At 33.0% G+C, this 17,204-nt stretch carries 13 protein-coding genes and 1 tRNA gene; all 14 read left to right on the top strand.

From position 1 onward, the window contains the following. Positions 1 to 15 precede the first annotated feature (15 nt). A complete protein-coding gene (rpoB, locus tag SR62_RS04505) occupies positions 16 to 4,152 on the top strand; it encodes a DNA-directed RNA polymerase subunit beta (RefSeq protein ID WP_074484225.1) in 4,137 nt (1,378 codons plus the stop codon). After that, on the top strand, positions 4,145 to 8,698 hold the full coding sequence (gene rpoC, locus SR62_RS04500) for a DNA-directed RNA polymerase subunit beta' (RefSeq protein WP_002891814.1): 4,554 nt from the start codon (positions 4,145 to 4,147) through the stop codon (positions 8,696 to 8,698). The genes rpoB and rpoC overlap by 8 nt, the downstream gene beginning before the upstream one ends. Positions 8,699 to 8,817: 119 nt before the next feature. Continuing rightward, a complete protein-coding gene (gene rpsL, locus SR62_RS04495; RefSeq protein ID WP_002782934.1) occupies positions 8,818 to 9,204 on the top strand; it encodes a 30S ribosomal protein S12 in 387 nt (128 codons plus the stop codon). Positions 9,205 to 9,273: 69 nt separating this feature from the next. Then, positions 9,274 to 9,744, top strand: a complete 471-nt coding sequence (gene rpsG, locus SR62_RS04490) for a 30S ribosomal protein S7 (protein ID WP_002779471.1) — start codon at positions 9,274 to 9,276, stop codon at positions 9,742 to 9,744. A gap of 12 nt (positions 9,745 to 9,756) precedes the next feature. Beyond that, positions 9,757 to 11,832 (top strand): elongation factor G, encoded by a 2,076-nt coding sequence (gene fusA, locus SR62_RS04485; protein ID WP_002779472.1) that lies wholly within the window; start codon positions 9,757 to 9,759, stop codon positions 11,830 to 11,832. 28 nt (positions 11,833 to 11,860) lie between these two features. Beyond that, positions 11,861 to 11,937 (top strand) — tRNA-Arg (locus SR62_RS04480). A gap of 17 nt (positions 11,938 to 11,954) precedes the next feature. Further along, positions 11,955 to 12,104: a hypothetical protein gene (locus tag SR62_RS04475; protein ID WP_002854981.1), complete on the top strand. Its 150-nt coding sequence runs from the start codon at positions 11,955 to 11,957 to the stop codon at positions 12,102 to 12,104. Positions 12,105 to 12,109: 5 nt separating this feature from the next. Continuing rightward, positions 12,110 to 12,811: a tRNA1(Val) (adenine(37)-N6)-methyltransferase gene (locus SR62_RS04470; protein ID WP_002891817.1), complete on the top strand. Its 702-nt coding sequence runs from the start codon at positions 12,110 to 12,112 to the stop codon at positions 12,809 to 12,811. Next, positions 12,801 to 13,175 carry a YkgJ family cysteine cluster protein gene (locus tag SR62_RS04465; protein WP_002857358.1) on the top strand — a complete coding sequence of 125 codons (375 nt, stop codon included), beginning with the start codon at positions 12,801 to 12,803 and terminating at the stop codon, positions 13,173 to 13,175. Before SR62_RS04470 ends, SR62_RS04465 begins: the two co-directional genes overlap by 11 nt. Further along, complete coding sequence (locus tag SR62_RS04460) at positions 13,148 to 14,425, top strand: tetratricopeptide repeat protein (protein WP_002891819.1); 1,278 nt, start codon at positions 13,148 to 13,150, stop codon at positions 14,423 to 14,425. Before SR62_RS04465 ends, SR62_RS04460 begins: the two co-directional genes overlap by 28 nt. Next, positions 14,422 to 15,198: an indole-3-glycerol phosphate synthase TrpC gene (gene trpC, locus SR62_RS04455; protein WP_002891821.1), complete on the top strand. Its 777-nt coding sequence runs from the start codon at positions 14,422 to 14,424 to the stop codon at positions 15,196 to 15,198. The genes SR62_RS04460 and trpC overlap by 4 nt, the downstream gene beginning before the upstream one ends. A gap of 9 nt (positions 15,199 to 15,207) precedes the next feature. Further along, positions 15,208 to 15,693 carry an HIT family protein gene (locus tag SR62_RS04450; protein WP_002891823.1) on the top strand — a complete coding sequence of 162 codons (486 nt, stop codon included), beginning with the start codon at positions 15,208 to 15,210 and terminating at the stop codon, positions 15,691 to 15,693. After that, a complete protein-coding gene (mnmH, locus tag SR62_RS04445; RefSeq protein ID WP_032603993.1) occupies positions 15,683 to 16,687 on the top strand; it encodes a tRNA 2-selenouridine(34) synthase MnmH in 1,005 nt (334 codons plus the stop codon). The genes SR62_RS04450 and mnmH overlap by 11 nt, the downstream gene beginning before the upstream one ends. A 428-nt stretch (positions 16,688 to 17,115) precedes the next feature. Continuing rightward, positions 17,116 to 17,204, top strand: an 89-nt coding sequence (locus tag SR62_RS09485) for a hypothetical protein (RefSeq protein ID WP_410002862.1), incomplete at its 3' end; no start/stop codon positions are given.

The following is a 17,204-nucleotide window of genomic DNA, read 5'->3' as shown; positions in this document are numbered from 1 at the left end:
AATTTACCATGAGGTATGTGCGATATGTTAGATAATAAATTAGGAAATCGTTTAAGAGTAGACTTCTCAAACATTTCAAAACAAATAGAAATCCCAAATCTTCTACAATTACAAAAAAAGAGTTTTGATTATTTTTTAAATCTTGATAATGGTGAAAGTGGTATAGAAAAAGTTTTTAAATCAATTTTTCCTATTCATGATCCGCAAAATAGATTGAGTCTTGAATATGTTAGTAGTGAAATAGGCAAGCCAAAATATACCATTCGCGAATGCATGGAAAGAGGTTTGACTTATTCTGTAAATTTAAAAATGAAAATCCGTCTTACTCTGCATGAAAAAGATGAAAAAACAGGGGAAAAAGTTGGAGTAAAAGATATTAAAGAACAAGAAATTTATATCCGCGAAATTCCTTTAATGACAGATCGTGTATCTTTTATCATTAATGGGGTTGAGAGGGTGGTTGTAAATCAATTACATAGAAGCCCTGGTGTTATTTTTAAAGAAGAAGAAAGCTCAACGGTTGCAAATAAGCTTGTTTATACAGCACAAATTATTCCTGATCGTGGTTCGTGGCTTTATTTTGAATACGATGCCAAAGATGTTTTGTATGTAAGAATCAACAAGCGTAGAAAAGTTCCTGTAACTATGCTTTTTAGAGCTTTAGGGTATAAAAAACAAGATATTATTAAGTTGTTTTATCCTATTCAGACTATACATGTGAAAAAAGATAAATTTTTAACAGAATTTAATCCAAATGATTTTATGGATAGAATAGAATATGATATTAAAGATGAAAAAGGAAAAATCGTTCATCAAGCTGGAAAAAGACTTACAAAGAAAAAAGCAGAACAGCTTATTAAAGACGGTTTAAAATGGATAGAATATCCTGTAGAAATTTTACTTAATCGTTATTTAGCAAATCCTATTATTGATAAAGAAAGTGGAGAGGTTTTATTTGATTCTTTAACTTTGTTAGATGAGAGTAAGCTTGCTAAGATTAAAGAGCAAAAAAGTTTTGATATAGCAAATGACTTGGCTAATGGCGTTGATGCAGCGATTATTAACTCCTTTGCTCAAGATGGAGAAACTCTAAAACTTCTTAAACAAAGTGAAAATATCGATGATGAAAATGATTTAGCTGCGATTAGAATTTACAAAGTTATGCGCCCAGGTGAACCTGTGGTAAAAGATGCAGCGAAGGCTTTTGTAAATGATTTATTCTTCAATCCTGAAAGATACGATCTTACCAAGGTAGGTCGTATGAAAATGAACCATAAATTAGGTCTTGAAGTACCTGAGTATGTTACTGTTTTGACTAATGAAGATATTATTAAAACTGCAAAATATTTAATTAAAGTAAAAAATGGTAAAGGACATATTGATGATAGAGATCATTTAGGAAATCGTCGTATCCGTTCTATAGGTGAACTTTTGGCCAATGAACTTCATTTAGGTCTTGCAAAAATGCAAAAGGCGATCAGAGATAAATTTACTTCTTTAAATGCGGATCTTGATAAAGTAATGCCTTATGATTTAATCAATCCTAAAATGATTACTACAACTATCATTGAATTTTTTACAGGAGGTCAGCTTTCGCAATTTATGGATCAAACCAACCCTTTAAGCGAGGTTACTCATAAGCGTCGTTTATCAGCGCTTGGTGAAGGTGGACTTGTAAAAGAAAGAGCAGGTTTTGAAGTGCGTGATGTTCACGCGACGCATTATGGTAGAATTTGTCCAGTTGAAACACCTGAAGGTCAAAATATTGGTTTGATTAACACTCTTTCTACTTATGCAAAAGTAAATGAACTTGGCTTTGTTGAAGCACCATATAGAAAAGTTGTAAATGGTAAAGTGACTAATGAAGTTGTTTATCTTACAGCGACACAAGAAGAAGGCTTGTTTATCGCACCAGCTTCAACTAAGGTTGATACTAAAGGCAATATAGTAGAAGAATTTGTTGAGGCTAGACAAGATGGTGAAACTATACTTGCAAGACGCGAAGAAGTGCAATTAATTGATCTTTGCTCAGGTATGGTTGTTGGGGTTGCGGCTTCTTTGATTCCGTTTTTAGAGCACGATGATGCAAACAGAGCGCTAATGGGTTCAAACATGCAACGTCAAGCTGTGCCACTTCTTACTGCTTCAGCTCCGATAGTAGGAACAGGCATGGAACAAATTATTGCACGTGATGCTTGGGAAGCTGTTAAAGCAAAGCGTGGCGGTGTGGTTGAGAAAGTGGATAATAAAAGCATTTTCATTTTAGGTGAAGATGATAAAGGTCCATTTATTGACCATTATACTATGGAAAAAAATTTAAGAACCAATCAAAATACAAATTATATTCAACATCCTATTGTTAAAAAAGGTGATATAGTAAAAGCAGGACAAATTATCGCAGATGGTCCTTCTATGGATCAAGGCGAACTTGCTATAGGTAAAAATGCTTTAATCGCTTTTATGCCTTGGAATGGTTATAACTATGAGGATGCTATAGTTGTAAGTGAGAGAATTATTCGTGAAGATACCTTTACAAGCGTGCACATTTATGAAAAAGAAATTGAAGCAAGAGAACTAAAAGACGGTATAGAAGAAATTACCAAAGATATCCCAAATGTAAAAGAAGAAGATGTTGCACATCTTGATGAGAGCGGTATTGCAAAAATTGGTACTCATATCAAACCAGGTATGATTTTGGTGGGTAAGGTTTCTCCAAAAGGTGAGGTTAAACCAACTCCTGAAGAAAGACTTTTAAGAGCTATTTTTGGAGAAAAAGCAGGACATGTTGTGAATAAATCCCTTTATGCAACCGCTTCTTTAGAGGGTGTTGTTGTGGATGTTAAAATTTTCACTAAAAAAGGCTATGAAAAAGATGATCGCGCAATAAAATCTTATGATAAAGAAAAAATGGCTTTAGAAAAAGAACATCATGATAGACTTTTGATGATGGATAGAGAAGAAATGCTTCGTGTTTGTGCTCTTCTTTCCAAAGCCCCTTTAAATAGCGATCAAAAAATTGGAGATAAAAATTATAAAAAAGGACAAACCGCGGATATTAGCGAACTTGAAAAAATCAATCGTTTTACTTTAACAACTTTGATTAAAGCTTATTCTAAAGAGATTCAAAAAGAATACGATGATTTAAAAAATCATTTCCAAAATGAGAAGAAAAAATTAAAAGCAGAACACGATGAAAAGCTTGAAATTTTAGAAAAAGATGATATTTTACCAAGTGGGGTAATTAAGCTTGTTAAAGTTTATATTGCTACAAAGAGAAAGCTTAAAGTCGGTGATAAAATGGCAGGACGTCACGGAAACAAAGGTATAGTTTCAACTATAGTTCCTGAAGTGGATATGCCTTATTTACCAAATGGCAAAAGCGTGGATATTGCGCTTAATCCACTTGGCGTTCCAAGTCGTATGAATATAGGCCAAATTTTAGAAAGCCATTTGGGTTTAATTGGACTTAGACTCGGAGATCAGATTCAAGAAATTTTTGACAGAAAGCAAAAAGATTTTCTTAAAGAATTAAGAGCAAAAATGCTTGAAATTTGTTCTATTCCAAGACTTGCAAGCGAAAAAGAATTTATTAAAAGCTTAAGCGATGAAGAGCTTTTAAACTATGCTAGAGACTGGAGTAAAGGAGTTAAATTTGCTACTCCTGTTTTTGAAGGTGTAAATATAGAAGAATTTAGCAAGCTTTTTGAAATGGCCAAGATAGATATGGACGGCAAAACAGAACTTTATGATGGACGCACAGGTGAAAAAATTGCAGAGCGTGTTCATGTGGGATGTATGTATATGCTAAAACTCCACCACTTAGTTGATGAGAAAGTTCACGCAAGAAGTACAGGACCTTACAGCTTAGTTACCCAACAACCTGTGGGTGGTAAAGCGCTCTTTGGGGGACAAAGATTTGGAGAAATGGAAGTTTGGGCACTTGAAGCTTATGGAGCGGCTCACACTTTAAGAGAAATGTTAACCATAAAATCAGATGATGTAGAAGGTAGATTTAGTGCTTATAAAGCATTAACAAAAGGTGAAAATGTTCCAGCAACAGGAATTCCTGAAACATTTTTTGTATTAACCAATGAGCTTAAATCTCTTGCTTTAGATGTTGAGATTTTTGATAAGGATGAAGATAATGAGTAAATTTAAAGTAATAGAAATTAAAGAAGATGCAAGACCTAGGGATTTTGAAGCGTTTCAACTAAGACTTGCAAGTCCTGAAAAAATCAAATCATGGTCTTATGGAGAAGTAAAAAAACCAGAAACTATCAATTATAGAACCTTAAAGCCTGAAAGAGATGGGCTTTTTTGTGCAAAGATTTTTGGACCTATAAGAGATTATGAATGTCTTTGTGGCAAGTATAAAAAAATGCGTTTTAAAGGCGTTAAGTGTGAAAAATGTGGTGTTGAAGTAGCAAATTCAAAAGTGCGTCGTTCTAGAATGGGACATATCGAGCTTGTAACTCCTGTGGCTCATATTTGGTATGTTAATTCTCTTCCGAGTCGTATAGGAACGCTTTTGGGTGTTAAGATGAAAGATCTTGAGCGTGTGCTTTATTATGAAGCTTATATCGTTGAAAATCCAGGCGATGCTTTCTATGATAATGAAAGTACCAAAAAAGTAGAATATTGTGATGTTTTAAACGAAGAGCAATATCAAAATTTAATGCAACGCTATGAAAATAGTGGCTTTAAAGCAAGAATGGGTGGAGAAGTTGTTCGTGATTTACTTGCAAATTTAGATCTTGTAGCACTTTTAAATCAGCTTAAAGAAGAAATGGCGGCTACAAATTCAGAGGCTAAGAAAAAAACTATCATTAAACGCTTAAAAGTTGTAGAAAATTTCTTAAATTCAAATTTAAACGCCAATACCGATAGCGATGAAGCCGTACCAAATCGTCCTGAATGGATGATGATTACAAATCTTCCAGTTTTACCGCCAGATTTGCGTCCTTTAGTGGCTTTAGATGGTGGAAAATTTGCAGTTTCTGATGTGAATGACTTATATCGTCGCGTTATCAATAGAAATACACGTCTTAAAAAACTTATGGAACTTGATGCACCGGAAATCATTATAAGAAATGAAAAAAGAATGCTTCAAGAGGCTGTTGATGCACTTTTTGACAACGGTCGTCGTGCTAATGCTGTAAAGGGAGCAAATAAACGCCCATTGAAATCTTTAAGTGAAATTATTAAAGGTAAACAGGGACGTTTCAGACAAAACTTATTAGGTAAGAGGGTGGATTTCTCAGGTCGTAGCGTTATTGTTGTGGGTCCAAAACTTAGAATGGATCAATGTGGTTTACCTAAAAAAATGGCTTTAGAACTTTTTAAACCACATCTTTTAGCTAAACTTGAAGAAAAAGGTTATGCAACCACAGTAAAACAAGCTAAAAAAATGATAGAAAATAAAACTAATGAAGTTTGGGAATGTTTGGAAGAGGTGGTAAAAGGGCATCCTGTTATGTTAAACCGTGCGCCTACTTTGCATAAACTTTCTATTCAAGCCTTTCATCCTGTTTTGGTGGAAGGTAAGGCTATACAACTTCATCCTTTAGTTTGTGCAGCATTTAACGCAGACTTTGATGGGGATCAAATGGCGGTGCATGTGCCACTTTCTCAAGAGGCTATTGCAGAATGTAAAGTGCTTATGCTTTCATCAATGAATATTCTTTTGCCAGCAAGTGGTAAGTCTGTAACCGTTCCATCGCAAGATATGGTTTTAGGAATTTATTATCTTTCATTGGAAAAAGCCGGTGCTAAAGGTTCGCATAAAATTTGTACAGGCATTGATGAAGTGATGATGGCACTTGAAAGCAAGTGTTTGGATATTCATGCGAGTATACAAACCATGGTAGATGGTAGAAAGATTACCACTACAGCAGGAAGATTGATTATTAAATCCATTTTACCTGATTTTGTGCCTGAAAATAGTTGGAATAAAGTCTTAAAGAAAAAAGACATTGCCGCGCTTGTGGATTATGTTTATAAACAAGGTGGTTTAGAGATTACAGCAAGTTTCTTAGATAGACTTAAAAATTTGGGTTTTGAGTATGCAACTAAAGCAGGTATTTCAATTTCTATTGCAGATATTATTGTTCCTAATGACAAGCAAAAAGCTATTGATGAAGCAAAAAAACAAGTAAGAGAAATTCAAAATTCTTATAATCTTGGTTTGATTACTTCAGGGGAAAGATACAATAAAATCATTGATATTTGGAAAAGTACAAATAATGTCCTTTCAAAAGAGATGATGAAGCTTGTAGAAAAAGATAAAGAAGGTTTTAACTCTATTTATATGATGGCAGATTCTGGTGCTAGGGGTAGTGCGGCTCAAATTTCTCAGCTTGCTGCGATGAGAGGACTTATGACTAAACCTGATGGTTCTATTATCGAAACTCCTATTATTTCGAATTTCCGTGAAGGGCTAAATGTTCTTGAATACTTTATTTCAACTCACGGTGCTAGAAAAGGTCTTGCAGATACCGCTCTTAAAACAGCAAATGCGGGTTATTTGACAAGAAAACTTATCGATGTTGCACAAAATGTAAAAATTACCATTGAAGATTGCGGAACGCATGAGGGTGTTGAAATCAATGAAATTACCGCAGATAGTTCTATTATAGAAACTTTAGAAGAAAGAATTTTAGGCAGGGTTTTAGCTGAAGATGTGATCGATCCTATTACAAATTCTGTGCTTTTTGCAGAAGGTACTTTAATGGATGAGGAAAAAGCAAAAATTCTTGGAGAAAGCGGTATAAAAAGTGTCAATATCCGCACTCCTATTACCTGCAAAGCTAAAAAAGGAATTTGTGCAAAATGTTATGGTATCAATCTTGGAGAAGGTAAATTAGTAAAACCAGGCGAAGCAGTAGGAATTATTTCCGCTCAATCTATCGGTGAACCAGGAACTCAGCTAACTCTAAGAACTTTCCACAGTGGGGGAACTGCAAGTACGGATTTACAAGATAGACAAGTAAGCGCACAAAAAGAAGGTTTTATCAGATTTTATAATCTTAAAACTTATAAAAATAAAGAAGGTAAAAATATAGTAGCAAATCGTAGAAATGCGGCGATTTTACTTGTGGAGCCAAAAATCAAAACTCCATTTAAAGGTGTGATTAATATAGAAAATATTCATGAAGATGTGATTGTTTCTATTAAAGATAAAAAACAAGAAGTAAAATATATACTAAGAAAATACGATCTTGCTAAACCAAATGAATTAGCAGGTGTAAGTGGCAGTATAGATGGAAAACTTTATTTGCCATATCAAAGCGGTATGCAAGTAGAAGAAAATGAAAGTATCGTAGAAGTGATTAAAGAGGGTTGGAATGTGCCAAATCGTATCCCTTTTGCGAGTGAAATTTTAGTAGAAGATGGTGAGCCTGTAGTTCAAAATATCAAAGCAGGCGAAAAAGGAACGCTTAAATTTTATATCCTTAAAGGCGATGGTTTAGATAGAGTAAAAAATGTTAAAAAAGGCGATATTGTTAAAGAAAAAGGATTCTTTGTAGTGATTGCTGATGAAAATGATAGAGAAGCAAAAAGACACTATATCCCAAGAGAATCTAAGATAGAATTTAACGATAGTGAAAAAATCGATGATGCAAATACTATCATTGCAAGTGCTCCTAAAAAAGAAAGAAAAGTGATTGCAGAATGGGATGCTTATAATAATACTATCATTGCAGAAATTGATGGTGTTATAAGCTTTGAGGATATTGAAGCAGGTTATAGTGCTGATGAGCAAATTGATGAAGCTACAGGTAAGCGTTCTTTAGTGATTAATGAGTATTTGCCAAGCGGAGTTAGACCGACTTTGGTAATTGCAGGAAAAGGTGATAAGGCTGTGCGTTATCAGCTTGAACCAAAAACCGTTATTTTTGTTCATGATGGTGATAAAATCGCTCAAGCAGATATTTTAGCAAAAACTCCAAAAGCAGCAGCTAAATCAAAAGATATTACAGGAGGTCTTCCAAGAGTTTCTGAACTTTTTGAAGCAAGAAAACCAAAAAATGCGGCTGTGATTGCAGAAATTGATGGTGTTGTTCGTTTTGATAAACCTTTGCGTTCTAAAGAAAGAATTATTATCCAAGCAGAAGATGGTACAAGTGCTGAGTATTTAATCGATAAATCAAAACATATTCAAGTAAGAGATGGCGAGTTTATCCATGCAGGTGAAAAACTTACAGATGGAGTTGTTTCAAGTCATGATGTGCTTAAAATTTTAGGTGAAAAAGCCTTGCATTATTATTTGATTTCTGAAATTCAACAAGTTTATCGCGGACAAGGTGTTGTGATTTCTGATAAACATATAGAAGTTATCGTTTCTCAAATGCTAAGACAAGTAAAAGTTGTAGATAGTGGACATACGAAATTTATCGAGGGTGATTTGGTTTCAAGACGTAAATTCCGTGAAGAAAACGAAAGAATCATTAGAATGGGTGGAGAACCTGCTATTGCTGAGCCTGTGCTTTTAGGTGTAACAAGAGCAGCGATTGGAAGCGATAGTGTGATTTCTGCAGCTTCATTCCAAGAAACTACTAAAGTTCTAACCGAAGCAAGTATAGCGGGTAAATTTGACTACTTAGAAGATTTAAAAGAAAATGTTATTCTAGGTAGAATGATACCTGTTGGAACAGGGCTTTATGGTGAACAAAATTTAAAACTTAAAGAACAAGAATAAAACTCTATTTTATAGCCCTTCTGGGCTATATTTCTTCATTTTCAATCTTTTTAACTAAAATATAAGCAAAATTTAGATATCATCCAAAGTTTATTACATTTTTAAAGAAAGGAATTATTGTGCCTACCATAAATCAATTGGTTAGAAAAGAGCGCAAAAAAGTTTTAGAAAAATCTAAATCTCCAGCGCTTAAAAATTGTCCACAAAGAAGGGGAGTTTGCACTAGGGTTTATACTACAACACCTAAAAAACCAAACTCAGCGTTAAGAAAAGTTGCCAAAGTAAGACTTACTAGTGGCTTTGAAGTGATCAGCTATATCGGCGGTGAAGGTCATAACTTGCAAGAACACAGCATTGTTTTAGTGCGTGGTGGTAGGGTAAAAGACTTACCAGGGGTTAAATATCACATCGTTCGTGGTGCTCTTGATACAGCAGGTGTTGCAAAAAGAACAGTTTCTCGTTCTAAATATGGTGCTAAACGCCCTAAAGCAGGCGCTGCAAAATAATCATTCATACAGACAAATCCGTTAGATTTGATTTTGTTTGAGTAAAATTTAAAATTTGAAGGAAAAATAATGAGAAGAAGAAAAGCTCCGGTAAGAGAAGTCTTGCCTGATCCGATTTATGGTAATAAAGTAATCACAAAATTTATTAATTCTTTAATGTATGATGGTAAAAAAAGCACAGCTACAACAATTATGTATGGTGCTTTGGAAGCTATTGATAAAAAAGGTGGCGAGAAAAAAGGTATTGATATTTTTAATGATGCGATTGAAAATATTAAGCCTTTATTAGAAGTAAAATCTCGTCGTGTAGGTGGTGCAACTTATCAAGTTCCAGTTGAAGTTCGTCCTGCTAGACAACAAGCTTTGGCGATTCGTTGGATTATTTCTTTTGCAAGAAAAAGAAGTGAAAGAACTATGATTGATAAACTTGCAGCTGAGCTTTTAGATGCAGCAAATAGCAAAGGTGCTTCATTTAAGAAGAAAGAAGATACTTATAAAATGGCTGAAGCAAATAAAGCATTTGCTCACTATCGTTGGTAAGAAGGAGTGTGTATGTCAAGAAGTACTCCTTTAAAAAAAGTTAGAAATATCGGTATTGCTGCTCACATTGATGCGGGTAAAACGACTACATCTGAAAGAATTCTTTTCTTTACAGGTATGAGTCATAAAATCGGTGAAGTTCATGATGGTGCTGCAACTATGGACTGGATGGAACAAGAGAAAGAGCGCGGGATTACTATCACTTCTGCGGCTACAACTTGTTTTTGGAAAGATCATCAAATCAATCTTATTGACACTCCAGGCCACGTGGATTTTACAATTGAAGTTGAAAGATCTATGCGTGTTCTTGATGGTGCTGTTGCGGTATTTTGTTCAGTGGGTGGGGTGCAGCCTCAAAGTGAAACAGTTTGGAGACAAGCAAATAAATACGGTGTTCCAAGAATAGTATTTGTAAACAAAATGGATAGAATCGGTGCAAATTTTTATAATGTAGAAGATCAAATTCGCAACCGTTTAAAAGCTAATCCAGTTCCACTTCAAATTCCAATCGGTGCTGAGGATAATTTTAAAGGCGTAATCGATCTTGTAACTATGAAAGCTTTAGTTTGGGAAGATGATACTAAGCCAACGGATTATGTAGAAAAAGAAATTCCAGCTGAACTTAAAGAAAAGGCAGAAGAATATCGCACAAAAATGATAGAAGCAGTTTCTGAAACTTCAGATGAGTTGATGGAAAAATATTTAGGCGGAGAAGAATTAAGTCTTGAAGAGATTAAAACAGGGATTAAAGCAGGATGTTTAAGTCTTTCTATCGTTCCTATGCTTTGCGGTACAGCGTTTAAAAATAAAGGGGTTCAACCTTTACTTGATGCTGTTGTGGCTTATTTGCCAGCTCCTGATGAAGTGGCAAATATCAAGGGTGAATATGAAGATGGTACAGAAGTTTCTGTAAAATCAACTGATGATGGCGAGTTTGCAGGGCTTGCATTTAAAATCATGACAGATCCATTTGTAGGACAACTTACTTTCGTGCGTGTTTATCGTGGTTGTTTGGAAAGTGGCTCTTATGCTTATAACTCAACTAAAGATAAAAAAGAAAGAATTGGTCGTTTGTTAAAAATGCACTCTAATAAAAGAGAAGAGATTAAAGTGCTTTACGCAGGCGAAATTGGTGCTGTTGTAGGACTTAAAGATACTTTAACAGGGGATACTCTTGCAAGTGAAAAAGATAAGGTAATCCTTGAAAGAATGGATTTTCCAGATCCCGTTATTTCTGTTGCAGTTGAGCCAAAAACTAAAGCTGATCAAGAAAAAATGTCTATTGCTTTAAATAAATTAGCACAAGAAGATCCAAGTTTTAGAGTTTCAACTGATGAAGAAAGTGGCCAAACTATCATTTCAGGTATGGGTGAGTTACACCTTGAAATTATCGTTGATAGAATGCTTCGTGAATTTAAAGTTGAAGCTGAAGTAGGTCAACCACAAGTTGCTTATCGCGAAACTATTAGAAAAACTGTTGAACAAGAATACAAATATGCTAAACAATCAGGTGGTCGTGGCCAGTATGGACATGTATTCTTACGCCTTGAACCACTTGAGCCAGGTAGTGGATATGAATTTGTTAATGATATCAAAGGTGGAGTAATTCCAAAAGAATACATTCCTGCAGTTGATAAAGGTGTTCAAGAAGCATTACAAAATGGTGTTTTAGCAGGTTATCCTGTGGAAGATGTTAAAGTAACTGTTTATGATGGAAGTTATCACGAGGTGGATTCATCTGAGATGGCGTTTAAACTTGCTGCTTCTATGGGCTTTAAAGAAGGTGCTAGAAAAGCAGGTGCTGTGATCTTAGAGCCTATGATGAAAGTTGAAGTAGAAACTCCTGAAGATTACATGGGTGATGTTATTGGAGATCTTAACAAACGCCGTGGTCAAGTAAATAGTATGGATGAGCGTGGTGGAAATAAAATCATCACAGCATTTTGTCCTTTGGCTGAAATGTTTGGTTATTCTACTGATCTTAGAAGTCAAACTCAAGGTCGTGCGACTTATTCTATGGAATTTGATCACTATGATGAAGTTCCTAAAAATGTTGCGGATGAAATCATCAAAAAAAGAAACGGTTAAATTTTTAGCGGGATTTTTCCCGCTTTCTGTCCTCGTAGCTCAGCAGGATAGAGCGCAAAATTCCTAATTTTGAGGCCGTGAGTTCGAATCTCGCCGTGGACACCATTTTATGGGGTGTTATTATGATAAAAATTGCTTTTTTTATAACTTTTGTAATTTCTTTTTTGGCAGCACAAAGCCCAGTAAATTTTAAAGAAGATAATAATATAACAAAGGAACGAAATATATTTAAAGAACAATCTCCAAAACGCATTAAAATTCCAACGCATTAAAAATAATGTCAGATCTGATTACGCTAGTACAATTATCACAAGGGTATCGTTACAATAGTGATTCTTTAATTTTAGCTGATTTTATTTTAAAACAAGGAATTAAAGGCGCTGTTTTTGATGTAGGTGCGGGCTGTGGTATCATAGGTATTTTACTTAAAAAAAATATTGCAAATTTAAGTTTATCTTTGATTGATATTCAAAAAGAAAATATAGAATTGATTGAAAAAAATTTAAAATCCAACAAAATACAAGGCGATATTTTTTATGATGATTTCAATCAGTTTCAAAGCATAAAAAAATTTGACTTCATAGTTTGCAATCCTCCATTTTATAGACAAGGAGCTTACAAGAGTGAAGATCAGCATAAAGCTATAAGTAAATTTCAGGAATTTTTACCCTTGCATAGCTTTTTAACTAAAGCAAATTCTATGCTTAAGCCAAATGGTACTTTGTATTTTTGCTATGAAGCTTTAGCTTTAGATGAAATTTGTTTTATTTTAAAAGATATGAAAATGAAAATAACAAAGCTTTGCTTTGTACATACACATCAAAACAAAAAAGCAAGACTTGTTTTGATACAGGTAAAAAAAGGTTCAAAATCGCCTTGTGAGATTTTACCTCCTTTTTTTGTATATGAAAATGAAATTTTAAGCAAACAAATGCAAGAAATTCACTTAAGATTTAGGTTAAAAAGTTATGATATTTGATAAAAATTTTTCTTATGCTTTTGATGAAAATGCTTGTGAGAAATGCGGTGGAAAGTGTTGCACTGGAGAAAGTGGCAATATTTTTGCAAGCAAGGAAGAATTAGAAGCATTAAGAAAGCATTTAAAATTAGAAAGCAAAGAATTTGCTGAAAAATACTTGAGAAAAGTGGGCTTTAAAATGAGTTTTAAGGAAGTCGAATTTGAAGATGGCTTTGCTTGCATTTTTTTTGATACTCAAAAAAGAAATTGCAGTATCTACGATTTTCGTCCAAAACAATGCAGAACTTTTCCATTTTGGGAATATTTTAAAACACATCAAAAGGAATTAGAAAAAGAATGTATAGGTATTTGTTATTTGTCTTAGCAGCCTTTTTTTTGGTAGCTTGTGGAAGTTCAAAAATCAATGTTGTTTATCCTGATTATACAAAATATAAAAGCAATGATTTTGATTTAAGGGTTATGAAGGCTTATAATTATGAGTATTATAAACAATACAAAGAAGCCAGAGATGAATTTTTAAGTCTTTATCAAGATTATAATAATACTAATTTTTTAGAAAATGCATTTTTACTTACTTTAGCAAACAATCTTGACAGGCAAGCAGAGTTAAATAATCTAGCAAAGCCTTATTTAAATCAAAATGACAATCTTAAGCGACTTAGTGCTCTTTATGCTTTAAATTCAAATGATATCAACAATGCTCAAAAACTTATGAAAGAACTTTTGGTAAAAAAGGATAGTGATCCTAGAAATTTAGAGCTTTACGGAGATATTTTGGTTAAAAAAAATGATTTAAAAAATGCTACAAAATACTATAGATCTGCTTATAATCAAGTGCAAAATGAAGAAATTTTATTTAAACTCATAGGAATTTATGCGATTTTGAATGATACTTTAAATATTAAAAATGTTTTAGAATTTTCAAGAAAAACCAATGGTTGCACTCTCAAAACTTGCGTCTTGCTTGCTAAAATTTATTTTGATGAAAAAAATATCGAAGCTTTAAAAAGTATATATAAAGAGCTTTATCAACTTACCAAAAATAAAAGTTTTGCATTGGCTTTGGTTGAGCTTTTAAATTCTCAAGGCAAAACAGAAGAAGCTTTAAAAATTTCTTTGCAGTATGATTTAGATGATGATATTAAACTCGCTTTGTATCAGAATTTAAAACGCTTTGATGATGCTAAAAAAATGAGTTTAGCTCTTTATCATAAAACAAAAAATAAAGAATATCTTCTACGAGCAGCAGTTTTTGAATTTGAAGCTGCAAATGAAGCTAAAAAAATCACTCCGAAAGTAATTGATTCTGTAAAAGAAAAATTCGAACAAGCTATCGATAAAGATAGCAATGCTTTGTATTTAAACTACTATGGATATTTGCTTATAGATTATGATTTAGATGTTAAAAAAGGTATAGAGCTTGTGAAACTTGCCTTAGAAAAAGATCCGCAGAATTTGTATTATTTAGATTCTTTAGCTTGGGGGTATTATAAACTAGGCGATTGTAAGCAAGCATGGGAAATTTTAAAACAAACATTAGATGATAAAGAATTTGCAAATTCTGATGAGAGCAAAGCTCATATAAAAGCGATAAAGGCGTGTATAAAACCATGATATTGGATAAAATTTTTGAAAAAACAAAAGAAGATTTAAAAGAACGCAAACTAAAACTTCCTTATGATATGTTAGGGCGTTCTTTAGCTTCAAATCCTTTCTTTCCAAAAGATGTGATTAAAGCTTTAAAAAGAGTAGAAAAAGAAGTTAAAATCATAGCAGAAGTAAAAAAAGCAAGTCCTAGCAAAGGGGTTATTAGAGAAGACTTTGATCCTTTGAGTATCGCTTTAAATTATGAGAAGAACAAAGCTGCGGCGATTTCTGTTTTGACTGAGCCACATTTTTTTAAAGGTTCTTTAGAATACTTAAGTCTTATACGCCGTTATACACAAATTCCTTTACTTAGAAAAGATTTTATCTTTGATGAGTATCAAATTTTAGAAGCTTTGGTTTATGGGGCAGATTTTGTATTGTTAATCGCTAAAATGCTAAGCATGAAAGAGCTTAAAAAACTGCTTGAGTTTGCAAGACATTTAGGTCTTGAGGCTTTGGTTGAAATTCATGATAAAGAGGATTTGAGTAAGGCTATTTTTGCTGGAGCGGATATTATCGGTATCAATCATCGTAATTTAGAGGATTTTACTATGGATATGAGTTTGTGCGAAAAACTTATCCCACAAATCCCAAATTCAAAAATCATCATCGCAGAAAGTGGTTTAGAAAATAAAGAATTTTTAGAGCATTTACAAAATTTAGGCGTTGATGCTTTTTTAATCGGCGAATATTTTATGCGTGAAGAAGATGAAGGAAAGGCTTTAAAAGCTTTGCTTTAAGGAGGGAAAATGCAGTATTTGTATGCACCATGGCGGAGTGAGTATTTTGAAAAAGAAAAAAGCGTTTGTCCATTTTGTGATTGTGCTAATAAGATCAAAAGCGATGAAGAATTAGGCGTGATTTTTAGAGCAAAGCATTGTTTTGGAGTGATGAACCGTTATCCTTATTCTGCAGGGCATTTTATGGTGATTCCTTATATACATGAAGAGCATATAGAAAATTTAAGTGATGAAATTTGGCAAGAAATGAGTTATTTTGTGCGTTTGGGGGTAAAAATTTTAAAAGAGCAAATTCATGCAAATGGAGTGAATATCGGTATGAATTTAAGCAAGGATGCAGGAGCTGGCATAGCTTTTCATTGTCATTATCATCTAGTGCCACGCTGGTCAGGAGATACAAATTTTATCACAACCATAGGAGAAACTAGGGTTTGTGGCACTAATATAGAGCAAGTTTATCAAAAACTTGTTTTGGCTTTTAAAAATGCTCAGTGAAGTTGAATTTGTAGAGTTTCAAAAAGAAAATTTCTCTCTTTTAATCGATGCAAGAAGCCCTAGAGAATTTTTGCATTCTCACTTGATAGGAGCTTTAAATTTTTATGCACTCAATGATGAAGAATATCAAGAAATAGGAACAATTTATAAGAAAAATCAAGCTTTAGCTAAGGCTATGGGTGCGAGTTATATTTGTCAAAATACCGCTAAGCATATATTAGAAATCACTCAAAATTTTCGCATAGGAGAAAAGGTGGGGATTTATTGTTCTCGTGGGGGTTTGCGTTCAAAGTCTATCGCAGTGATTTTAAGTGAGCTTGGCTTTAGGGTGGTGCGTTTAAAAGGTGGGTTTAAAGCTTATAGAACTTTTGTAACGCATTATTTCGAAAATGAAATAAATTTTGATTTTTTTGCTCTTTGTGGTAATACAGGTTGTGGAAAAACAGAGCTTTTAGAACAACTCCCACAAGCTATAAATTTAGAAAAAATGGCAAATCATTTAGGCTCGTCTTTTGGTGATATTTTAGGAAAACAACCTACGCAAAAAGCTTTTGAAGCAGAACTTTTTCACAATATTCAAAATTTAGAAAATTTTGCTTTCATAGAAAGCGAAAGTCGCAAAATAGGGGATATTATCTTACCTTTGAAATTTTATGAAAAAATGCAAAAGGCTTTTAAAATTTATTGTTTTTGTTCTTTGGAAAATCGCGTTAGAAGAATACAAAAAATTTATCAAGAAAAAATAACTCCTTTGAAATTTCAACAATGTGTGCAAAAAATCAGTCCTTATATCAGCTTAAATTTACGCCAAGATTTGCTTCAAAGTTATGAGAGAAAAGAATGGCAAAAGCTTATTACTATGCTTTTGGAGTATTATGATAAAACTTATAAAAAACCAGATAAGATTGATTTTGAGTTAAATACCGATGATATTTTAAAAGCTAAAGAAGAAATTTTAAGATATTTTAAGCTAAAAAACTACATTTTAATTTAATTTTTTATCACTTTGCAAAAAAATTATACTATTTTCTTTAAAAAAATAAAAAAAATCACAAATTTATTTTTTATTTTTGAAATTGTTATTTTTTAATTTCTCAAAGTATTGTAAATTAGGCTTTTAGATATTGTTTTTTCATTTACCCTAAATTTTTATATAAAAGTAATATTTATTACATAAATCATTTTATTTAGGGCTTTTAAATGTAGTTTTTATAGTATTTAAAAGCCAATCATGTATTTATTTTTTTGTTTAAAATATGGATATTATATTTTAATGAGAATAAAATAATAAATTTTAATTTAATTTATAATTAAGCTAAATTTAATTAGAATTGCACTCGTTTTTTGCGATGTTACAAAACATTGTTATTTTAATTTTATTTTCCAAGGACATCTATGCCAGCTATTAAGCTTTTTAACTTCATGGGGGGGGGTATAGAGAAATTTTGTTTTAAACTTTCTATTGTTACCTTCTTAAGTATCAACGCTTTTGCAGCCACTCAAGCAAATAC

Source organism: Campylobacter sp. 2014D-0258 (genome assembly GCF_008000495.1).
Lineage (GTDB): Bacteria > Campylobacterota > Campylobacteria > Campylobacterales > Campylobacteraceae > Campylobacter_D > Campylobacter_D jejuni.
Note: the sequence above shows the minus strand (reverse complement) of the source record. Positions and strands in the feature narration are given on the sequence as shown.